15 protein-coding genes are annotated in these 22703 nt (G+C 64.3%); 9 read left to right on the top strand and 6 right to left on the bottom strand.

Annotation, left to right across the window (positions count from 1 at the left end; translation table 11 throughout):
• Positions 1-285: 285 nt before the first annotated feature.
• From ACLF3M_RS10955 to ACLF3M_RS10985, 7 genes are all read left to right on the top strand, one after another.
• A complete protein-coding gene (locus tag ACLF3M_RS10955) occupies positions 286-2094 on the top strand; it encodes an amidohydrolase family protein (RefSeq protein WP_430656989.1) in 1809 nt (602 codons plus the stop codon).
• 102 nt (positions 2095-2196) lie between these two features.
• Positions 2197-3135, top strand: a complete 939-nt coding sequence (locus ACLF3M_RS10960) for a hypothetical protein (RefSeq protein ID WP_430656955.1) — start codon at positions 2197-2199, stop codon at positions 3133-3135.
• Between the two features lie 669 nt (positions 3136-3804).
• On the top strand, positions 3805-4998 hold the full coding sequence (locus ACLF3M_RS10965) for a PfkB family carbohydrate kinase (protein ID WP_430656956.1): 1194 nt from the start codon (positions 3805-3807) through the stop codon (positions 4996-4998).
• Positions 4995-5591: a 7-cyano-7-deazaguanine synthase gene (locus tag ACLF3M_RS10970; RefSeq protein ID WP_430656957.1), complete on the top strand. Its 597-nt coding sequence runs from the start codon at positions 4995-4997 to the stop codon at positions 5589-5591. The genes ACLF3M_RS10965 and ACLF3M_RS10970 overlap by 4 nt, the downstream gene beginning before the upstream one ends.
• Before the next feature lie 97 nt (positions 5592-5688).
• Positions 5689-6309 carry a nitroreductase family protein gene (locus tag ACLF3M_RS10975; RefSeq protein ID WP_430656958.1) on the top strand — a complete coding sequence of 207 codons (621 nt, stop codon included), beginning with the start codon at positions 5689-5691 and terminating at the stop codon, positions 6307-6309.
• A gap of 245 nt (positions 6310-6554) precedes the next feature.
• Entirely contained in the window at positions 6555-7052 is a 498-nt protein-coding gene (locus ACLF3M_RS10980) for a hypothetical protein (protein WP_430656959.1), read from the top strand.
• Positions 7053-7145: 93 nt separating this feature from the next.
• On the top strand, positions 7146-7361 hold the full coding sequence (locus ACLF3M_RS10985; RefSeq protein WP_430656960.1) for a hypothetical protein: 216 nt from the start codon (positions 7146-7148) through the stop codon (positions 7359-7361).
• A 314-nt stretch (positions 7362-7675) separates the two neighbouring features.
• Here the strand turns inward: ACLF3M_RS10985 and ACLF3M_RS10990 are convergent, their stop codons facing one another.
• A complete protein-coding gene (locus tag ACLF3M_RS10990) occupies positions 7676-8518 on the bottom strand; it encodes a hypothetical protein (RefSeq protein ID WP_430656961.1) in 843 nt (280 codons plus the stop codon).
• Positions 8519-8740: 222 nt separating this feature from the next.
• Here ACLF3M_RS10990 and ACLF3M_RS10995 point away from each other — a divergent pair, with 222 nt between their 5' ends.
• Positions 8741-10090 carry an anti-phage deoxyguanosine triphosphatase gene (locus tag ACLF3M_RS10995; protein WP_430656962.1) on the top strand — a complete coding sequence of 450 codons (1350 nt, stop codon included), beginning with the start codon at positions 8741-8743 and terminating at the stop codon, positions 10088-10090.
• A 180-nt stretch (positions 10091-10270) separates the two neighbouring features.
• Here ACLF3M_RS10995 and ACLF3M_RS11000 read toward each other — a convergent pair whose 3' ends face one another.
• Entirely contained in the window at positions 10271-10888 is a 618-nt protein-coding gene (locus tag ACLF3M_RS11000) for a GIY-YIG nuclease family protein (protein WP_430656963.1), read from the bottom strand.
• Positions 10889-10988: 100 nt separating this feature from the next.
• Here ACLF3M_RS11000 and ACLF3M_RS11005 point away from each other — a divergent pair, with 100 nt between their 5' ends.
• Entirely contained in the window at positions 10989-11948 is a 960-nt protein-coding gene (locus ACLF3M_RS11005) for a PGN_0703 family putative restriction endonuclease (protein ID WP_430656964.1), read from the top strand.
• A gap of 67 nt (positions 11949-12015) precedes the next feature.
• On the opposite strand, the gene ACLF3M_RS11010 is transcribed toward ACLF3M_RS11005, so the two are convergent.
• The 4 genes from ACLF3M_RS11010 to ACLF3M_RS11025 form a co-directional block, all read right to left on the bottom strand.
• Positions 12016-13731, bottom strand: coding sequence for a hypothetical protein (locus ACLF3M_RS11010; RefSeq protein WP_430656965.1), 1716 nt, complete (start codon positions 13729-13731; stop codon positions 12016-12018).
• Between the two features lie 630 nt (positions 13732-14361).
• Positions 14362-15165 carry an HNH endonuclease gene (locus tag ACLF3M_RS11015; protein ID WP_430656966.1) on the bottom strand — a complete coding sequence of 268 codons (804 nt, stop codon included), beginning with the start codon at positions 15163-15165 and terminating at the stop codon, positions 14362-14364.
• Positions 15166-15379: 214 nt separating this feature from the next.
• Positions 15380-16759 carry a hypothetical protein gene (locus ACLF3M_RS11020; protein WP_430656967.1) on the bottom strand — a complete coding sequence of 460 codons (1380 nt, stop codon included), beginning with the start codon at positions 16757-16759 and terminating at the stop codon, positions 15380-15382.
• A gap of 10 nt (positions 16760-16769) precedes the next feature.
• A complete protein-coding gene (locus ACLF3M_RS11025; protein WP_430656990.1) occupies positions 16770-22670 on the bottom strand; it encodes an AAA domain-containing protein in 5901 nt (1966 codons plus the stop codon).
• Between the last annotated feature and the right edge of the window lie 33 nt (positions 22671-22703).

Raw genomic sequence — 22703 nt, forward strand, 5'->3', positions numbered from 1 at the left:
CCTTTTTTGGCAAACCCTGATTCGCGCCGAACATGGACGCGTGCTGGGCCAGCGGCGTTACTGACACACCAAGGACAATGCGCTGCCCCAATGGTCGCGCAGCATGTGGCGCTTCGCCGTTGGCTTTCAGAAATTAAGCTCCATCGGGCGTCGGCAGCTTGCACCGTACTTTGCTGGAATTAGCACCAAATCGGCTACAAAGATTTTGCCCTTGGCTACTTTTGTCCGGATATCATAACGTGTTCGGGGCAGACAGTGTGAGCCATGGCTAGCGAGTTGGACGAAGTGCGCCGCTTCGACGTCGGTATAGAGCGGCGCGGTGTCTTACGATCCGGCTTCGTGCTCGGCCTACTACAGGCGCTCACCGCCTGTGCCTCCAATGCGCCCCCGACCGAAGAGAGGGGGGCGAACGGCTCAGAAGCTGCCGCTATTGCAGCGATTGACGTCCACTGTCACGTATTCAATTCACGTGACCTTCCAATCTCCGGGTTTCTCCAGCATATCTACGTTCCTGAGGCGATTGAGCACGCACCGGTGCTCGGCGAGACGTCCAACGCCCTTACTCTTCTGCTCGCCCACATGATGCAAGGACCGGCCCCAACAGCAGCGGCCGAGTACGCCGACGTCGGGCGCGCCCGAACACTTTCCGCTCCTCAGGCGGATGCCCGATCAGACGATGAAGTTCTCCGCGACTCACTGCTGCGGGCGCTTCCGGGATACCTATTCGGAGGTAGCAGCGGTTCTGTTGAACTGAGCCTTTTCTCTGTGCCTGGCTCTCGCTTCGATGCCCCGCCTGCGACCGCCCCGGCACCTCAGGAAAAGGAGCTGCTCTTGCAGGTCCTCACGGGGGATCGCTCGATTGTCTCTACGGACAGGCGCTCCTTCCAGCGGGATGTGCGGCGTCTGACTGAGCAGATCCTGAGCGGCCCAGAGGCCGTGGTGGGTGTGCTCCGCCTGGCGGCGCTTCTTGGCTTGCCGCGGGCAGAGCTAATGCGCCGTCTTGCGGCGTTGCCTGCAGGGAACCAAGGCGCAGAGGTCCGTCTTTTCACGCCCGCCGTCATCGACTTCACCATGTGGCTTACCGATGGACCCTTGGACATGCACGGGATCAGCCCTCTGCCGGACCAAGTGGACGTCATGTCCGAGATCGCTGCCAAAAGCGACCGCGCCTACGGAGTACACCCCTTCGTTCCCTTCTGCCCGTGGAGACAGGTGCGAGACGCCGATCTTTCGCCTTCAGTTCGTCCGCGCGGCATGACTCCCCTGGACATCGTGAAATACGCGATCACTCGCAAGGGGTTTGTCGGCGTTAAGGTGTATCCAGTCCTCGGATTCCTCCCTTATGGCAACGCCGCGCAGTGGTCCGAACACTATCCGCCGCAGCTGCGCGCCATCGATCCGGACGGCACGAAACTCGATCGGGCCCTGGCCGACCTCTACGATTGGTGCATCGAAGAGGACGTTCCCATCCTTACCCATACGTCACTCAGCCAGAACCCTACACCGGAGGCAGGCCAGCGCGGGTCACCGGAGCATTGGCAGACGGTGCTCGACTTCGATGGGGGTAGATGGAAGAACCTCAGGCTAAATCTGGGACACCTGGGCGGTCTCTGGCATCTCACTGCGGAGCCCACTCCATCGACCTGGCCCGGTCTAGCTATCGGGCTGCTCCTGGATCGGTACCCTAACGTATATGCTGACGTGGCAGACTACGATGCAATCATGCACCGTACGGAGACAGATGCTGAAAAGGATCGGCGCATCGCCGAACTCCTCGTTGCGCTGCTAGCCCGTCCCGGCAATCCCCTCGCCCGCAACCGGCTCATGTATGGCACTGACTGGGTAATGCTCTCGAAGAGCCTCGGAACCCGCGACTATTATCAAGCCATGCGAGACACCTTCACACGCAACCTCGCGCTTTCTCCAAGCCAGCGCCGTGAGTTCATGGGCACGAACGCAGCACGCTACCTCGGGCTCTCTCTCGATCGGGGCCGAAAGCCGAAGACGCGCCAGAGGCTCGAGCGGTTCTATGCGGAGCGTGGATTGGGCGTCGCTCGACTGACATTGTGGGACGCCGCAAGAACCGCGGCCTAGGCAGGTCGCACACGGGCAAAGTCCCGCTTCCTACCTCAGGTCGTTCCTGGAACCTCGTCGGACGTCGCCACTCCGGTCTAAGACAACTCTTTGGAGGACGCAGTGCGAACATTCATCACCACGACGGCACTTTCGGTAGTGCTGCTGCTCTGCGTACAAGTTAGCCGCGCGGACCCGATATCGGACACGATCTCTCACCTCGAGAGGATGTGCAAAGAATCATCTCAGTACTCGATTGACGTGCGTGGTAATGGCGAATTCGTCCTGCGAGATCGTGTCGGCAAGATTATGGGCCTATTCGGCTTTGGATACCGGCAGGCCTCAGGTGTTGCCAGCGGGCTGACCGGACAGGACGCACTGAGGTACGCAGAGGGTGTACGCGAGTGCATGAGCACGCGCTTCCTTGAGGTTCTTTCGAGGGTTGCGCCCGAGCAAGGCCCGACGGTTCTGCTGATGGATTCAGTGCGAAATGCTTACCGGCCGGAGCTACGGGCTACATCCGGTTCGAACGCGGAGGACATACGACCCATTCTACGTGCGATTCAGGTTCCCGGCGTGCCTTCAGGGTTAAATTTATTAAGAGAAACGACCGGGAGCGAGTGGGACGGTTTAGCTTACGTTTTGCAAGCGCGTCCCGCGCTCATCATCATTCACTTCTCCTCATTTGAGGGACCTGAGGCCGACACACCTAATGGTCCAGTCGTTCAATGCACCCTTACCGGCGCTGCTACGAACGCATGCAACAGTCGCTTCTTCTCGAATGTTGCCACGATGGTCAACAGCGGCATCAACGTTGTGGTGTACAGTCGTATTGAAAACCTTTGTGCCGACAATCGCAATCGGATTGCGTTCTTGCAAAGGCTCGGAAGCGATCTCAATGACCGCAGCGGCAAGGTTTACCTTCTCGATATGCGGCCCCGCGGGCAGTCCAGAACCTTTCGTAATCCAGAAGCACAACGGGATCTCCGAGAGGTAACCGAAGCGGCGCTGGGCGTCCGGCCAGCGCCGACCCAGCACCCGCGCTATTGTCAGATACGCTAGTTGTCCAGCTGCCTGGAAGGGCTAGCAGCAACTGCCTGTTAGGTTCACCCAGCAACGAGTGCGAGATTTGGGCCGTGCCTTGCGTCGAGATGAACCTCGTTCGACGAGCAGTGGCGAGCGCTCGAATTGGCGTGCAGCCCCAACTCGTACTCGGGCTGCCTTGCTTCTACCAGCGCGCTCCTGAAGCGGGATCCTTCGCTGGACCATTCTTGGCCTGTCTGGAAACGGCTTCGGGCGATTCCCAATTCCCGAGTCATCGAGAGCTTATGGACGGCGAAGCCCGGGCGATGCGCTGTAAACGGATTTTGCAAGGAGGTGCGGGATGTCGGGCGGTGGTGGCGGTGGTGGTGGCGATTGGCGGCCCACGACTGGCGGGGGCGGTGGAGGCCGAAACCCGGAGGACCCGTGCGACATTCGCGACGTCACCAACCTTAACTCCCCCAATCCGGTAGTAGTCCGCACGCTCAACGTCGGAGACGTGCTCGGTGTACACTTGAATCCAGGACCGCCCCGCGTGGTTGAAGTCCGCGATCATTCCGGCAACGTCGCGGGGAGCATCACTTCTGCCATGGTTTCCCAACTGGTACAGTGCATCCGCCAGGGCCGTAGCTACGAAGCGGAAGTGCTGGCCGTCCGCGGCGGCCTAGTATCCGTGGCAGTGCGCCCGGCATGACCGGTCTGCTCGTCGTCGGCGGCATCTACAGAGAGCGGTGCGTTTGGCCGGAGTGGAAGCGGACCATGGGCTCCGCTGGCCGGGCCGCCATTGCCGTCGCGGGCTTCGGTCACCCGGTGCGTCTAATCGGCTACGCCGCGCCCGAGGTCGCCACCGAGTTCGAGGCGGAGGCGCAGGCCGATGATATCGGCTTCCAGCCCATTCGGGCCGCGCACCCCATCCTATTCGACTATGTGCATGGGTTGTCGATCCCGCGCGTCGTCCCCGACCCGATTGTGATTAACCGTGAGGCGCCAATCGAGGTGGCAGGCGACGTCGTACTGCGGTTCGGAATGCTGGAGGGAACGGCCCTGGTGGACGCCGGGACCTGCGTTTACGATCCGCAGTCAGCCTACATTCCCGAGCGCTTCCGCGCGAACGGTAGTAAGGCAAGTCGCCTCGCCATCGTCGCGAATCGTGGAGAGGTTTGCGCCCTCGGCGGCGAGCAGGAACCCATCGCGGCCGCCCGCAAGCTGATGCAGATCGAGGCCGCCGAGGTCGTCGTGGTGAAGTCGGGCTCGCGAGGGGCCATTGTGGTGACGTCGGGCGGCGAAGTAACCGTTCCCGCCTACCAAACCCGGCACGTCTGGCCGGTTGGATCCGGCGACGTATTCGCCGCGGCGTTTGCCGAGTGGTGGGGTGTTCAGGGGCTGGCGCCGGAAGACGCGGCGGGGCTCGCGTCCAGGGCGACTGCGGACTACGTCGAGAGCTCGGCTCTGCCCATCAACCCGGCCCTGCGGAGCAAGCCCGAGCATCGGCCCGAGGCGCTCGGCCACAAGATGCGCGTCTATCTCGCAGGCCCTTTCTTCAGCATCGCCCAGCGCTGGCTGGTGGACGACGTGCGACGGTGCCTCCGTGAAATGGGCATGGACGTTTTCTCGCCTGTCCACGACGTCGGGCGCGGGCCCGCGCAGGACGTGGCGCCAAAGGACATCCAGGCCCTACGCGAGTGCGATGTCGTCTTCGCCCTTGTCGATGGCCTCGACAGCGGAACCATCTTCGAGGCCGGGTTCGCGCGCGCGCTGGGGAAGCCAGTCTACTGCCTCTCCCAGGCGGTGGGCGAGGAGGACCTGAAAATGCTCGTCGGGACGGAATGTCGCATCCACTCCGATCTGGTGACGGCACTCCATCACCTGCACTGGCGCGCATGACGGCCGCCCTCCTGCTCTCCGGCGGCATGGACTCCGTCGCGCTGGCCTGGTGGCTACGGCCCGAGTTCGCGGTGACCGTGGACTACGGGCAGCGCCCGGCGGCCGCCGAGGTGCGGGCCGCGGGTACCGTTTGCGAGGAGCTGGGCATCCGTCACCTGGTTGTCCGCGCCGATCTCCGGGAGCTCGGCAGCGGCGACATGGCTGGCGGACCGCCTTTGCCCGAGGCGCCCGTCCCGGAGTGGTGGCCCTACAGGAACCAGATGCTGGTCACGCTGGCGGCGATGCGCGTCATCCCGCTCGGCGTCCAGCGCCTGCTCATAGGTTGCCTATCGACCGATGGGGCGCACGCAGACGGCAGGCCCGAGTTCGTCGGCACGATGGACGCGCTGCTCCGGCTCCAGGAGGGCGGCCTGCGGCTGCAGGCGCCAGCCATCGAGATGACGGGGCCCGAGCTCATCCGAAAGTCGGGTGTCCCCCGGGAACTTCTCGCCTGGGCCCACTCGTGCCACGTCGCCGACGCGGCCTGCGGTCTCTGCCGAGGCTGCCATAAGCACTACGAGACGCTACAGGAACTCGGTGAGCCGCCCTACTAGGGACCCATTTCCCCGCGCGACCCCGGCCGCCGTCGAGCCCCTCGACTGGCCGGTGCGCCGGGCAATGGGTGCGTGTCCCCTGTCGACCCCGGGGCCAGTGCTGTTGCGCAACGCCATGCTGGCGCGGCGCTCCGTCCGGGAGATGACGCCTGCGCCGCTCAGGTCCGTCCTCGCACTCGTCGGCTGGGTGACCGTCGCACGTGCCGTCCGGGTCGCCGACCCGCTCGGCCGCACGCGTCGAGTACCTCCCTCGGCGGGCGCCCTGCACCCGGTGGAGGTAGTCGTGGTCGCGGGCGGCCGCCGCACGCCGGTCCTGCTGCGCGTGGATCCGCTCAGTGCCCGTGTGCAGGTCCTGTCGGAACGCCGTCCGGGCCCAGCCGCTCGGCTCTTGACGCGGCTGCCCCAGCTACTGCCGCGGGCGCGCGGGACGGCGCTGGTGCTGCTAGCCGACCGCGCCAGGACCGCCGCCTTCTACCACAGGCCGGACAGCCTGCTGTGGCGGGATGCCGGTGCGCTGCTGGCCAGCCTGCAGCTTGCGGCTGGTAGCCTGGGCCTTGTGGCCTGCCCCACGGGGCTGCTCGGCCAGGAGGTGGCCGACGGGCTGTTCCCGGGGAGCGATCGGGTGGTGGCTGCGGGGTCGTTGGTCGTCGGGCTGTCAGGCCGAGAGACTCGCTCGGCGGAGGCGGCCGGGCGAGCTCAACCGAAAGCGGTCTCATGAGGCTTGCTCGACAGTCGCCGCGTCACCCGGTGCGGCTCCAAAGCCGCGCCGGGGCGCTGCTAGCCCTTGGTGGACGCTGACCAATACGTGGGCAGAGTTGGAACTCTGGCTTGCTATTAGACCCGGGGTAGTATATATACCACCCCGGGTCTATGAGGCGTAGCCTTCCTGTGGCTTCGAAACGCAAACGAGAACTGCACGTCAGGTGGGACACGACAGCCAGACGCTGGCTCGACCGCAATGGCATGCCGAACGGCACGGCCCTAGTGCTGGAGCGTGAGAAAGACGGCCGTCGGGTTCGCGGAGACACCGTCATCCACAGACATCCGCTCCCACCGGCGTCAGCTGACGGCGACCGTCTATCGGAAGCGCTAGACGCCCTTCGGGCCGTCCTGATCACGGACATCGCGGCGCGCCAGCAGCGCTTGAGGCTCTATCGGCCGGACGGTGGTAACGCGTCGGGGAACACCCTCATCGGCACGCTTCGGCAGCTGCCCGGACTCCCTTCTCAGCAGGATGAGACGGAAGCCGAGTACTTCGAGATCGAGGTGGACCACCTCGCCACCGGCATCCGCGAGCAGCTCGACCTGGCCGAGGACATGTCGAGTTCCCCCGAGGTTGCGCTCCGCGCATCCGTCCGTGCTCTGCTCCGCAGCTTCACCGCCGAGCAGATTGCCGAGGCCGTCAAGCAAGAAAGCCGCTTAATCACCGACGTCAGTCGGCCCGTCCCGATCCGTTCATGACAGGAGAGCAGCATGCCAAACGGGGTGTTCTTCCTTACCTACGACTGCCCACGTGGAGGGGATTACGGGCGCCCGCGGCGCGAACTTAGCAAAGTGGCATACGTCGCCCGCGAGACCCCAAAGACCACCTTGCGCCTTGACCGGCGGCCTGGCGCCAAATTCGCCGACATCAAGGCAGCCGCAGCGCGGAGCCTGGACTCGCGGAGAGGACGGATCGTGCTGTTCTCGACGAAGACCGGTCGCGTCTACACGCTCGATAACCGAGGCAATCAGCCCGGCATCTGGGTGCGGCGCGATACCGACGACTGAGAATGGGCACGTCCGAGAGAGTGGGTTAGCACCCCACGGCCGGAGCCTCGGTGGCACGATACGCCAAACCATACCGGCTGTGGACCTGACCTTTGTGGCGACAACCGGAGGCACCCCAGAATGGGAGTGCCCAATGCCGGTCGACCTGCGCCGCTTTACCGGTGCCAATACGAGGGGGAGGCGGTATCCTGCCGGACAGAGCGCGGAACATCGGTCAGTGGCGCTTTCTTCCGCGTTCCGCCCGGTTCGGAATGTCGATCAGACGACGTCTGGCGTGCTGGCGACCCCGCGTGTCGGGAACACCGCTTCCAGCCTCAGGCAGCGCGTCGACCGATAGCTCCCCGGGTTCGGCCGTGACGCCGCCGCGCTGCCAAGGCGACTGCTGGCGCGATCGCCCGGGCTGCGGCGACGCAAATGGCGGCCTCGATGGCGAGGTTGCCGAACCGCCGCATCTGCTCCCAGATGACCGCGTCCAGCAGCGCCGCCCGGACGCCCATCGCGTCGGCCAGGTCCAGGAACGCCTGCTCGAGTTCGCGGTAGTTCCGCTCGGGCGTCCACGCTGGGTCGAACACACCCGCTACGACCCCGGCACGGACCACGTGCACGTCGATGATTGCGACCGCGCTCGACGCGCGGTGGTTCCGGACGACCCAGGACGCGGTCTTCCAGCCCACGCCCGGGAGCACGATCAGCGCGTCGCGCACCTCGCGGTCGCCCTCTGGCTCCCGAAGCATCTCTAGCGCTGACAGGCAGCCCGACAGATGAGCGGCCCGTTGCCTTGGGAAGCGGTAACGCCGCCGCGTGTTACCAATGACCAGCGGCTCCGAGAGGGCGGCCTCCAGGACGTGAGCGGACGTGGGGCCGCGCAGCAGCCCGCGGTCGCGCAGGCGCCGGAAGGCGGCTAAGCCCAGCTCAGCGGGCATTCCCCAGCCGCCGAGCATGCAGGCGGCTACCTCCTCCCGCAGGTCGGCACCGAGCCGAAAGGTACCGTGCCAGCCCAGCCGCTCGGCCTGCCAGCACTGCCCTTTCCAGTAGGCGGGCGTCATCAATTCATCCGCCCGCCCCCACGGGACGCCCGGCAGCGCTTCCTCGTCCGGGTCGGGCAGGCGCAGGGCGATGTCGCCGTCTACCCCGCTGAGCCAGATCTCCTGCGGCATCGGTTCGTCCTCCCTCGGCACTCCGAAGGAATCACGCGAGCATGCAAAGGGGAATCCCTTTTACGCCTGCAGCGTCTACACCCCGCCCGCGGACAACACCTGAAGCGTTCGGAAGCCCCTGGTGCCAGCCCTGTCAGGTTGCTCCGCCTCTGGTATCCAGCGACTGATTCAGCGGGACACCATCGGATTGAGCCCGAGGCGGAAACAGAAAGAGCAGGCCGGATGAACAGCGAATGGGAAGCGCGGCGGGAGCCCTGGACGCAGAGCGAGGATGACGCGCGGACCCCCTACGACGTGGACTACGCGCGCATCATTCACTCCGGGTCCTTCAGGCGCTTGCAAGGCAAGACGCAGATCCTGAATCTCGGGGACAGCGACTTCTACCGGACGAGGCTGACGCACTCCCTGGAGGTGGCGCAGGTTGCGAACGGCATCCGGATGCGTCTCGAGAAGCTGTGTTTGGCGGAGGACGCCAAACAGTATCTCCCGCCCGCCAGCCTCATCCAGGCCATCGGCTTCACCCACGACCTGGGGCATCCGCCGTTCGGCCACGGCGGAGAGGTGGCCCTGAACTACTGCATGCGGGACCATGGCGGCTTCGAAGGCAACGGGCAGACGCTGCGGATCCTGGCGCGCCTGGAGGACTTCTCGAAGGCCAACGGCTCGAACCTCACCCGGCGTTGCCTGCTCGGGGTGCTGAAGTATCCCGTTCCATACAGCAGGCTCGTAAATCCCAAGGTGACGCCGGACCTCCGCAAAGACACCACGGCAATCCGCATCATCGATCGCGAGGCTTGCAAACCGCCAAAGTGCCACCTCGACACCGAGGCGGACGTGGTGGACTGGGTACTGGAGCCATTCGGCCAAGCAGATCGCGACCGGTTCACGAGCATCGAAGAGCGAGAGGGCAAGCACGCGAAGCCGCGCTATAAATCGTTCGACTGCACCATCATGGATGTTGCGGACGACATTGCCTACGGCGTCCACGACCTGGAGGACGCCATCGCCCTTGGTCTAATCACGGCCAGAGACTTCATCAGCCATGTGAAGCCGGAGAATTGTGCATGCTTCCTGGAGAGCCCCGGGATGGTGCGGGACGCCAGGAAGCAGGAGAAGCCCGCGTTCGACGTCCTCGTCGATGGCCTGTTCGGTCCAAGTGGCCGGAGAAAGCAGCTCATTAGCCGCACGGTGGGCTACCTCATCAACAGCGTAGTGTTGCGCGAGGACGCCGACTTCGAGCACCCGCTGCTCCGTTTTCGAGTGGAGCTCCCAGACGGTCCCAAGGCGTTTTTGCAAGATCTTCGTAACGTGGTGAACGCCCTGGTCATCAGGTCAGCCAACGTCCAGCACCTAGAGTTCAAGGGCCAGCAGATGGTCGTCGCAGTCTTCGAAGCTCTAGCGTCTGAGCCCGAAAGCTTCCTGCCCGCCGATGCCTATGCCGACTTTGCCGCAGCGGACAGCGACCCGAGGGCAATCTGCGATTATGTCGCGGGGATGACTGACCACTTCCTGCTAAAGACCTATGATCGCCTCTTCAGTCCTCGAATGGGGTCGGTCTTCGACAAACTATAGAGCCGCCGCAGCTGCGCCCTAAAGCACCCGTCGCGGCCAGTGCCGCAGGGCGTAGCTCAGCACCGTCTACGACGGTTGAGCGACAGCGAAGTGCCGACACCTGGCTAGATCGGCCCGCTCGACCGGTCGCCGCCCAGCGCGCATCGTCGTCGTCGTCTATGCCAATGCTTGCCTCGAGCGCTATCGAGCGTGCAATTTGCGCCTGTTCTCCATAGCGCGAAGCACTGGATCGCCAGGAGGATCGTCTGCATTTCCCCCTCGCTGCGCATCGATTGCGCGACGCTCTTCCTCGGTAAATGGTCGCGATTGTTCTCGGCCGCCATAAGAATATCGCGTAGAGGCCGCAAGTTCGTAGGAGCTCCAAACTCTTCGCTTCTTCGCGCCATAACCCCCACGACCGGTCGCTGCTTCGTCCAGCGCGTGTCCAGGAGCTCGTCTTCCGGTAACGGCCGCCTCAATGACCGCCACTGCCTGTTCAAGAGAACAACGGAACCATTCTCCGTTGTCTCGCAGACCGCGCGCATCCAGTGCGGCATGCACACATCGCTCCGCAGCAAGCGGGTTCTCCGCTTTCATTGAAAAAACGATCGATGTGCTGCCTGGTAGCTGAACGCCATAGTCGCTGGCACGGGTCTGAGCGTCGTCTCGCTTGGTCATCCCGATCTTTAGGAGACCCCGTAGACGAGAGTTCCTTGCCACATAGACTAAGCCCGTCATTTTGTCGGCCATCCGCATCAGTGCCTGCGTAGGTGAGTGCCACGGCGCCACGTACGCGGTCGTTGCAAATATAGGAGCCATCGTCTGTGGTTCTAGGACCACAGCAACACACCGCGGCGCCAGACGCGGACAACCCCAGTGTTCGTTTACGAGGCGGTCCGGCCCCAGCTATATTCATGCCATGAGGGGGTTCATCACCGACGAGCGTATTGCGCAGACCGCTTTCTTCGCTGAGCAACTGCCGCCCGGGGCTGTCGGTTACTCAGGATCCGGCTACCGGCTGTTCCCCGAACATCGCGAACTCAATCTCGCGCCCTCCATCCGGCGCGAAGCCGCCGCCTACTTCGCTGCCCGCGGCATCACGTGGCATAGGCATGCCAACCACGCGCTTTCCTCGCAGGTGAGTTGCCTGAACTTCCTGATGCCGCTCGCAACACGGCCGAAAATCCTCGCGAAGGTTATCGGCGACGCACTCGGACTGGCAGCGCCGACGATGCTGGAGGTCGAGCATGGCCCAGATGGCACTCCATGGTTCGTCGCGTTCGAGTGGATCGGTCGCGAGGATTACCTGAACGAGGCCGGGCGGTCAGGAGTGCGGACGCGTGGAGCGAACGCCACTAGCGCGGATGCGGTGGTGAGGTTCCGCCACGCAGGTCGCGTCGAGACCGTCCTTATCGAGTGGAAGTACACGGAGAGCTACGGGGCGCCGATCCCGCCGAGCGGGAACGAGGTGCGTGTGAGCCGCTACAAGAACATCGCGTTCGCGCCCGCCGGTCCGATCCGCGCAGATTGTGGTCTCGCCGTCCACGATTTCTTCTGGGAGCCATTCTACCAGTTCATGCGCCAGCAGATGCTGGCATTCCGGATGCAAGCTGCGCGTGAGGACGGTGCCGAGCGCGTACGAGTTCTGCATATCTCGCCGTCCGCGAACCGCGCCCTGCACAAGGTGACGGCTCACGCCCTGCGCGGGTACGGTGACGACGCCTTCAAGGTCTTCCGGACGGTCCTGGTCAACCCGGACGACTTCGTGGACCGCTCCACCGAAGCGGTCTTTCAAGCGGTTCTCTCCGAGGCGAGCGGGGAAGACCGATCGTGGGCTGATTACCTCCTCAACCGATATTGGTTCTTGAAGCCGAGCTGAGGGCCACGTTTCCAACAAAGTAGCCTCGGATCGCCCAGGTCGCCTTGGTGGGCGTGTGCACCAACGCCTATTCTCTGTCGACGGTCTTGCGTCCGAGCGACGCTAGCTTAGCGCGCCGCGCAAAAGCAGCACGTCCCGTAACCTCGGCCGCGTAATTGCTAAGTCGCTCGGCCATGCGTCGCAGCGCCATGTCCGGGCGCTCGTCTTCAGGAAGGTCGAGCAGGCTGTCCTCAAGTTTGCTCCCGATAGTGGGACTTGAGCCTGTACCTTCGGCAATACGCGCGAAAGCGCGAGCGGGAGCCGGGCCGTGACGGTGCGTGATTAGCCAGCGTAGCTGGTAATCCATTTCTTCGTCGCGCCAAGTCGACAGTGCTTCGCTGTAGGCATCCTCAGCCGCTTGCTCATCCTCCTCACTGGCGTTGTCAGGCAGGCTTGGTGGAAGGGGCTCACGTATGCCTGGTTCATCTGGATCGGGGCCAACCCAATCCGACAGCGCCCCGTCAGGGAGGCCAAGGATGACGTCTCGCCAATGCGCCGAGGGCGGCAGGATCCGGACCGGATCCGCTGGAAGTGCCTCAGGATCACAGCCGAAAATCCCACGAATGATGCGGCGTGACCCAGGATCAAGCCGGGCGGTGCACCGGTACGGGCCTTTGAAGCTCGATGTCGACACAGAGTACCTCTCGGCCATGTCCCAAGAGAGAACCAGTCCGGCTGCGTTGCGTGCCCGCCATAGGTCCCGGTTCGTCCAGTGGAAGTCGCTGCGACCCCCGTCCGCGGCGAGGAGGGCCGCCCAGGAAACCTCGCTCGTGTGCTCTTCGTCCGGGCCGTCAGCATCAAGTTCACCGACCGGAATGGCAGACGGCGATCGCTCGGTCGACAGAGACGCGAGGAAGCAGCCGCGTGCATCTCCGTTCGGGCCGATCGGAAGAATAGCCCACCAGAAGCGGACCCAAACCCGAAGCCAGACGGCCAACTCGGCGATAGTCTCCCCAACGGCGCCGTCGTGCGTCAGCGGTGCTACCACACCGCGGAATACTGGACAGTGGCACTCGCCGAGGAACCGCCGCGGCGCCACGCCGAACACAAAATCCCACGGCGACCGAGTCAAAGCGTAGTTCGCCCGATTAGGCGCTTCCTTGCCGCCAGGCGCCTCGTCACGGCCGAGGATCTGGTTCAAGTCGAGTCGGAATCGAGGGAATGGCCCCGCCGGGCCGCGCGGATACTCCATCGCAACCGCGAGCGATCGCCGCAGGTCGCAGTCCTGGACAATCACCTCGTTCGCCTGAAGCCAGCTGTCCCAGAGCTCGTTCCTGAGCTCCTCTGCGACCCCTGCCGTCCGGGGCAGTAGAGCCAAATTGTCATCCGGTGCGACGTCGGGGAACACCCGAAGAATGAGCTCCGCTTCGGCCTGGCCGGAGACCGCCGCAACGGCTTCGGCGAGGCGGAGGTAGACGGTGAGCCGCCGACGCTTGGCCGCGGTAATGGGAACTCTATCGCGCGGCTTCTCCGGGTCGACGAGCACGCCCCAGAGGCGCTTCGTGGGTACCCGGGCTCGGGTTCCGAAGGCAACCTCGCAGACTCGACGCCGGAAGTCGCTGCCGCCTTCCTTCAGGATCCGGAATAGCTCCCTGCCAGCATAGTCGGCGTAGTCCCGCGCGCCGGGGAGGCTCCCAGGCCTGGCTTCGATCAGCCGCCTTACCGTCTGCGCTCGCAGGCTCCTCGCCTCCGCGTCAGCGTCTGGCTGGCGGGAGCGGGTAGGGAGACGATGGATATCGGCCATGCCTAGCGGTTCCGTCCGGACGCTGGTTGCCTGTTACCTCCGCGCCGCGGCCGATACTGGCGCCAGTACCGGCGTCCTCGGGAGCGATATGCGACGAGAGCCGTCACGACGGCGCCGTCCGCACTGACCACGAGGACGCGCCCCCGCACTCGGTCAAGCTGTGCTGAGCCCTCGCCCTCCGCGCGTGCCGAGGCCAAGGCTGTGGCGGAAGCGGAGAGCGCGAAGCAGCCGCGGCCCACAGGCACCTCGCGGTCAGCGATCTCCGCCAGGACGCACAATACATCACGGGTGAACCCACGGCTGGCTGCGCGGCGGCGGCCGTGGGCGGAAAGGACGAGGTCGGTGCGTCGATGGTCGGCTGGCATGGCAACCTGGCTGAAGTTCGGATGCGACATCATGCAACTGGCCGAGTTCCGCCCTCAACGCCTGCGCAATGGGAACTGGGGACGAAAACATGGGAACAAAACCGAGGAAGTCGCGTCCGGCGCGGATTCAAAGCGGTGGTCCCGGCGCCCCCAGGACTATGCCGTTAGGGTACTGCTAGCCTTCGTTTCCCGGGGCAGGCTCGTTTGCCAGATCACCTAAGCGGCGAGATCAGCCGGTCGCCTTGGTGGGCAGGCACCATTCGCCTCAGCTCGCCGCAAAAGCCTCACGGTGGCGCCTGACATAGTCTAGGTGAGGCCAGAGCGCTCGGTCGGCAGGCAGATAGATTCGGTCAAGCTGGCGGGTGAACAGCGTCCGTAGCTCGCTGGGCACTTTGTTATGCGACACCAGTAGCCCGTAGTTGTCCGTCAACGAGATCAGGTGACGGTCGAAAAGCCAGTGCACCGTTGCGGACAATGCAATCCCATTCTGGACGACATCGGGGCCGCCTTCGGCCACTGCCTTGATGTGAGCGGCCTGCACCTCGGCGCGGCCGCCGCCGTTGACGATGCGGAGCCCCGTCACTGCACAGCGGTTGTCATAGGCGGCGCACACCGCCCCTCGGAATGCAGCGTCGCGTATCTTCCGATTCACAAGCAATTGGGCGATGCGCCTCTCTTGCTCCTCAGGTGGTGCCTGCAGGGCAGCCGCGGTGTCGGCATCGACCTCGTTGGCGTCCAGGTGGCGCGCAATGGCGTTCGCTGGGTCCAGAGTGGCGTGAAGCCCGGCACGGGCGATCGCCCCGAACTCGGCATCGGAGATGTTCCGGATTGACCTGCCTTGCAGGGCGACACCGATGCGGGCGGGATCGGTCACTCTGTGGACGTGCCGTCTCCGGCCATTGCCACTCTCCAGGCCTGGCTTCGGGACGCTGACCTCGGCCAGCTTACCCGGCTCGACCATCTCTTCGGCGGATGGAAGCATCCGCAGGTCGCGTGCTAGGCCGCGGGCGTGAACCATGTGGAGGTCAGCGACTTCGTGGCGCTCTTCCGGACGGTCGAATGGCGGCATCCCGACCAAGTGGTTCTGGTGCTCACCACTGAGGACGAACCAACATTGGTCATTCGCGCACAGGCGTAGGTAGGCGCCGCAACGACGTCGCAGTCGCCGAGTTGGAACATTCATGTCCGTAAGCAGAAACTGCGGAGTTTCGGAGAACAAGACACGCGCCGGTAGCTTCGTGTGCGACCAATGGAATCACCAGCAGCTTCTCCCGACATTGGTCCTAAGTGAGGCGCCGGACCTGCGGCTGCAGCTTAGCATCCATCAACTGATTAGCCTGGGCCGCAGGGAGTGAGACCGTCTTGACCGCCTGCGCTCCCGCTTCGACCGCCCTTTCCACGAGGAACTCACCGCCTCCGGCCGCCAGCATCTCCTTCAGCTTGTCGAAGTCGCCGCACCACGTGGCTTCCTGGTCTGCATCCCGCTTAGCTGTTCGGGGCTGGCCGGGCCGATCGGATCCGACCAGCCTGACCTGTAGTCGGTTGAGATCCGCAGGGGCACCGACCTCCACGCCGTAGTCCGTGGTGCCAGGCTTTCGCAGCACTACGCGTCCATCGCGCAACCACGTCTGCTCCATGGTTTCGCGAACTTCGTAGCCAAGCGTCGAAAGCGCCCCGAGCACCGCCCGGCGTCTAGCGGCGGCAGCGGCGGCCTTCTCCTCGGTTTCGAGCAGGGACTTCGCTTCCACCACAAGCGCTTCAGCTGATCGCATCGAACCTGCGTCAAGCTCGCGCTCAATGCGCGCGCGCAAGGTCGCTGCCGCCTCGCTCTGCGACGCCAACAAGGAGGCTCTTGCTTCTTGAAGTGACGCTCTTGCAGCCTCGGCGCGCCGGAGCGCGGTCACACGCGCGGACAAGTCCAAAACCAGTGAGTCGGTGAGCAGTGCACGGCGTGAGGTCGAGCCTTCTTCCGCAGCGACAGCCAACCTTGCCGCAAAGCCGCGCGCCTCGTCCGCGTCCAACGTTTCCAGCTCGGCCACAAGCCTATCAAGTCGTTGCTCGGCGGCAGTAGGCGCCGGAATGCGGGCCGCTGCCCACTGGGCGAGCGTGATCGTAGTCTCGCCTCCAGCAAGGCGCTCTGCCAGCTGTCGTGCTTCCGCCGAAACGCCAGCCCGCGAATCGCCAGGTGCCGGAACTGCGGACAGCGCTGCGCCAACGCGCCTTTCCAACTCTGCGAGCGCACCGTCAGGCGCAGTCGCTGAACTCCTTACGACCTCGTTGAGGTCTGGGGGAACTGGTTGACCTGCTGAGCGCAGCGCCTCGGCCACTGTACGAGCGCTATCAGCAAGCCTTCTGCGGCGAGACCTCGCCGCTTCGGCGGCAGCCGCTGCCGCAGCGCGTAGCCGCTCGCGCTCAGCCGGGTAGAATGCAAGCGTGTCCATTGCGAGCTTCTGGAGCTCCATCCAGCGCCCAGCAGCGTACATCTCTCGCAGTTGTGCCGAGCGACGCTCTATCGAAGCGTCCAGGCCTCCGTCCAGCAACTCCAGTCGTTTGGCGGCGCGCCGAAGTTCTTCTCCACCGCTGTCGACCTGCAGCATCAGGCGGCGGCAGATCGCCTGAACTTCCTCCACAGTGACGATGCGCACGACTTTCGGCCCGCTCATCTGTGGCTCCTTAACCCAGCGCCTGTTTCAGCGCGCTGCGCAGACGGGCGCGCTCCTCATCGGGACTATGGTACCAATCTCGGGAGGAAATACGGTGCACGACAGGTATCGCTCTGCCGAGGACACCCCGGCGCCAGATTTCGCGCGCCCGGGCCCTAGCTAGCAGGGAGTGCGCGGGGGCGTCGCACTCGATACCGATCCCGAAGAGGCCTGTACGCGGATCTACGACTGCGAAGTCAATGCTGAACGCATCGCCCGCCTCGTGCGCGGATTTCGGATCGTGGCCTAGCTCGCTTATGTAGGCAGCGACGGCGTCGGCCAGCCCGTCGTGGTCACCCTCTAGCGTCCTGGACGTTTTCGGCGGTTGCTTGGCCCCCAACCGGCTTGCGGAATTCCGGATCGCATGCTCATCACACGCGTGAACCCGCTCGGCATGATCAAGGTATGCCTGAAGATAATCACGCGGCTTGGACGGGGTGTGCCCGGACGAAAGCCAATCTGACACATCCCGCGTCGGCATCGAAGTGACTAGCACAACCTTCTCGCGGGCGCGCGTGACCGCGACATTCAGTCTGCGCTCGCCACCCACTGCTCCTAGCACACCGAAGTTCCGCCGGAACGTGCCTCTCGAATCCCGCCCGAAGGTAGTCGAGAAAATTACAACGTCGCGCTCATCGCCCTGCACATTTTCCACATTCTTGACGAAGAAGCCCATGTCTTCTCCATCTTGCAAACGATCGCGTTCCCGCCGAAGCGCAACGGCGAACTCTTCGTCTTCGACCGCCCGACGTTCGACGGCGTCCTCGATCAGGTCAGCCTGCTTTCGATTGAACGTGACAACGCCAATCGTCGGACACTCATCGGAGGGCCGGGACCAGTAGTATTCGAGCAGACTCACAATCCGCTCGGCCTCCTCTGGGTTGGTCTGGTTGACGTAAACACCGTCAACCCTGATCACCTCGATAGGGAGCGCGCGTCTAATCTCGTCTGCCGGATGCCGCGCCGGTATGCTGAGAGTGCCGCCGTAGAAGGCCGCGTTGGAGAACCCAATCAGTTCCCGGTATTTCGAACGGTAATGGATCTGGAGCGTGGCAACGGGCAGTGCCGCCCGACCGAGCTGAAGGAGGTCCGGGCAGTCCTTGACCTCCCGCCTGTTCCAGCCCTCCTCAAGGGCGATGCGCTCGGCGTCGGTTGCCCCTTCATCGAGTTCGTCAGCATCCAGCGCCTCCTCCTCGTCAGAGCCTACCGACGAGGAGAAGAAGCTGCTCGGCGGCATCTGCTTCTCATCACCCGAAATCACGGCGCGCTTGGCACGGAATAGCGTCGGTACAGCATGCTCGACGGGCATCTGCGACGCTTCGTCGTAGACCACCAGGTCGAAGAGGCCCGGCCTGAGAGGCAGTACACGGCTGGCCACGTCCGGGTTCATAAGCCAGACAGGGCGCAGGTGCATCAGACCGAGATCCGGACCCGCATCCATGATCTCTCTGAGACGCCGCACCCGCGGCCCTCTCAAGCGGGTCAGGTCTTCCCAGGCGGTAGCTGAAGCCAGCCGCCCGCGGTCGAGGTCGCTGGAAAGGACGGCCTTGTTCAATTCACGCATCTCGGCGTCAAGTCGGGCGAGGCTTGCAACTTTCGCCTCAAGCTCCACGCGCTCGAAGAGGAGCTCCGGGCGAGCTGACTCGAGCCGAGCCTTGACCGCCAGAAGTGCCTCGCGACGAATGGTGCGCCGGACCACACCATCGAGTTCTGACGGAAGCACCTTCCACAGAGCCGCACCGACACTGCGCAGCTCGGCGAACAGCTTCAGTGCTGTGTCGGGCAATGACGCTGCGCGTGCGCGGAATTGCTGATACGGGCGCAGCCTAGCGAGGGCTACCGTAATCCTGTCCGCGATCGGCGAGGTGTCTTCACCGCTCTTCGCGCGAAGTCGCCAAGCTTCGAGGTACGCGCCCTCCACCCATTCTGCCAGAGGATCAAGCAGTGCCAGGCTTGTTTGGCGCGCATCGTACCTCGCGCATGCGGCTTCGAGCCTTTCGCGGAATGCTGCGAGGGCCTCACGCGTCGGAAGCTTGGCCGCAGCCGCCGCCAACTCGGTCGCAGGGCAAGCCAGAACGGCGCGAGCTGCGTCCCGCGCCCTGAGCACATCATCAAGCAGCTGCTGAGCAGACGCGCGCAGTCCTTCCAGATCGAGCTTGTCCGGAAGACCGTCTGAACGCAGGGCCTCCCGGATGCTGGCCACCTGTGAACGGAGCGGTCTGAGTCGCTGCTCAAGCTCTGCCGCTGCGCGAAGTCGGGCTAGGGGCTCGTCTTGTGCTTCCACCCGCAATTCCACAGCCAGAGCCCGCACGCGCCCCCGCATGCGCCACCGAGCCGGGCTCAGCTTGCCGAAGAAGCCGGGCCTTTTGGCCCAGGCCGCGAGATCAACAATGATTTGGCCAAGATCTACATCAAGCTTGGCCGCCAGCATGCCGAACACCGCCGGATCATGAGATTTGGCATTAAGTGCCCCCAGGGAACCCACGATGCCCTGGAGCTTCGTCAGCAGCTCATCTCCAGTTGCAGCAGTGCCGCCGTCGGTCCGAAAGAGGTCAAGCCATCGCGCAAGACGCTGGCGCGAGTTATCGTCCAGCCCGTCCAGGATCGCCGCTTCACGTGCAAGCCAGGCCCGGATGACTTCTGGCTCTTCGGTCTCGAATCCTGGCTCAGCACGCTTCGCAAGGTCGACGCGACGCTGCTCGGCCTTACGGAACGCGGCCAGGTCGGCTCTAATCAGGTCGGCAGTCCCCTCATCTGCGGCGAATAAGCGCAGAGCAGCCAACGGACTTTGCTCGTAGCCTGAGGTCAGCCATATGCGCGATAGCGGGCCGCAGGCCTCCTCCAGCGCTGACAGCTCGCCACCACTCAGGCGACCAACGATTTGCCGCAGCCGTGGTGCCTGCACTACGGGACCAGCAGCTTCCAGTCCAACGAGCTCGGATAGGGTGGCGCGATAAGACAGGCCACTAGCGTCATCGATATGCTGAAGAGCCTCGTGATGCAGGTCTAGCTCGCGCTCCAACGTCTCGATTCGCGCTGCGCGATCTTCTCGCTGCCTACGAGACGTGGTTGCTCGCGCTGCCGCTGGAGACAGCACCGCCTCGACCTGGCTGCGAAGCTTGGTCACCACTTCGGTCCGGTCCTTGTTGATGTCGCGCAGCGCGAAGAGGCGCTCGCCAAGGCCTTCGGCTTCCAGGCGCTTTTTTACGACCTGCAATGCTGCTTGCTTCTGGCATACAACGAGCACCGTCTCGCCGTGACCAATGGCATTCGCGACGATGTTGACGATCGTCTGGCTCTTGCCCGTCCCCGGCGGTCCCTCGACAACCAGGCCTGGTGCGTTGCGTGATCTCTCGACCGCGTCGTCCTGGGACGGATCGCTTTCAACCGTCAGATACCGGTCCCGCTCAGCGGATGGTTGTCCGGCCGGGGGCCTCACGGGTTCGCCCAAGCGCAGCGCGACCTCGAGAACCGTGCCGGAGAGCGGCTTACCGCGGATTTGACGAAGATCTTCCGCCACGACCTGCCCCGTGAACTCGGCGTTGAAGAGCGCTGCGGCGGGTAGAAATTCGGACACGCCGGGGTCGACCTTTGTGTCCTTTCCGGGCAGTCGGACTATCGAGCGCCCGCGCGGCGGTGCGAGGTGCGAGAGCACGTCCATGACATCTGAGACGCGGAGCGAGCCCTTTGCCAACAGCTCGTCGCGCGCAGCCTTCCATCGAGGAAAATTGGCGGAGCCGACGATCCCCTCGAGTGCAGGATTGAGGCGCACCTCCTCCCGCTCACGATCGAACGCGATCTGAGCTCCCTGCCCCCAGCCGGGCGGCATCTCCAGCGTTACCGGCCACAAGAGCACTGGAGCAACTCGTGGCGTGCCCGCGCCACTACCTGACCGCCCGTCGCGAGTGACGAAAAATGGGAAGCCGAGAAAGCGACCATCGATGCCGGTGTCCCGGCGGAACGTCGACGCCTGGTTGACCAGTTTACGTAGCCGAGAGGCCACCTGCTCGTCAGACATGTAGCCTGACGGATCCAAAGTCAGTTGCACGTCGGTACGCTCGATCACGTGGCTTACTAATGCCTCGCCGGTTCGCCCCGGCGTGCCGAGTTCCATGATGTCCACTCGGGGTGTGGTCTTGCCAATCGTGAATCGGACTAACGGGCCACGTGCCACCGAACCAGCGACACGCTTCTCAAAATGCTCCAGGAGGTTTGCGACGTACTGCTGCTTGGGCGGTTCGCGCCAGCGTTCCTTGGCCACCGCGAGGACGAGCGCTGCCCGCGGTAGCGGCATACGACGCTCGATCCGAAAGCTGTCCGCCCATTCATCGACTCGCTCTACGCCGCAGCGTGCGAAGTTGGCGGTGCGCTCATCGACGGCAGCAAAGACCTCTCGCCGCGGGCGCGACAGGAGCTGCGGCAAGTCCTCGCGCTGGACTGAGACCCCAGTGCGTGCGGCTAGCTCGGCTGCCGCATCGACGAGCTGTGCAAGAGGGACGAACTGGCTAAGCGAGGCGGTGACAAGGATGATAAGCTCCTCGTCCGAGAGGCGCCCGCGCTCCATAATGGAGGCCAGCCCATTATGCTCAGTGTCGGGGAACAGCGCGCGAAGTCGGTCACGCTCCGCTTCAAGGTTCGCCCTGGAGGTGGCCAGCAGCGCGACCCGGAGTCTCGCTTCATCAAGGTCAATCTCAAGAAGTCGCGCGCGTTCTCGAACGGCTTCCGCTCTGACACGGAGCCGCACTAGCCATCCCTCGCGCCCCATTCGCTCAAGGTGCCGTGCGACAGGTCCTGTCACCAGACCGTAGCCGTCATCCGCGTGGGCCAGCAGCCAAGCAGGCGTCACTATCTCGCCCGCGACCACGAGGGGCAGGTCGGGGTTCAGGGCCATTAGGGCCAGCGAGAGTCGGTGATCCTCCTGCAGGTCATCATCAGAGGTAATCCGTCGTACTTCTGCAGTAATCTGCGGGTCAGCCCCGTTCTCCGATAACCAGTGAGCCAGCACGCCGCGCAGGACCAGGTTGCGGGCCTCGGTCCAATTCGCCGCTTCGGCGGCTGCTAGCGCGAATGCTGCGGGGTTGCGGTGCTCGCGGCCTGCCAACACGATGGGTGAGCCCGTCTGCGCCGGACCGCTTGCGGCTTCAGGAGGCGCCTCAACCGGCTCTCCGGCCAACCATGCCCGTACCTGCGGCCAAGACCAACGGATAAGCGGATCTCGGGCTAGCAGGCCTCTGAGGAGAACCCGAACCTCAGGATCAAGGTCGTTCGGCAGTTCCATGCCTCGGGTCACTACGTGCAGCAGGAATGCCTGATCGTTGACGCCGTCGAAGCACGCGCCGCGCGTGGCGCACTCCAAGACAATCATGCCCAGCGACCACCAGTCGGAAGCTGCGCTGACAGCACCGATCACAGACTCAGGTGCAGAGTATCGGCTCGACTTCAGAGGAGCCACCGACTCAAGGTCGTAATCGGAGAGTCGTGCAGATCCGAAACCGGTGACGACTACATCGAGCGGATCGAGTTGCCGAAGTAGGACCGTCTTGGGTCGAATATCCCGATGCCGAAGGCCTGCCTCGGCAAACTCGGCAAGCGCTTCGCCCAGTTCGGCGACGAGGGAGCGGACGGCTTCGGCGCTTAGCGCTCCAGACAGATTGGCGTCAGCAAGCGAGCCGCCCGACACGAACTCTACAACATCGAAGGCCTGCCCCCCGTGCCTCCCGGTCGCCAACAATTCGGGGATATGTTGTCGCGGCATTCGCCTCAGCGCGCCGTACACTGCCGGATCGGGCTCGCAATCCGCGTGGTAGAGGGTGAGAAGCGCGCGGCTGCCTCCCGCCTCCGGCTCGACGATGAAGCGCTCCCAGGGAGACATCTCCGGCAACGGGAGGCGCTCCGTGACCCTCCA

It is taken from the genome of Falsiroseomonas sp. HW251, from assembly GCF_050563545.1.
Classification (GTDB): Bacteria; Pseudomonadota; Alphaproteobacteria; order Acetobacterales; family Acetobacteraceae; genus Falsiroseomonas.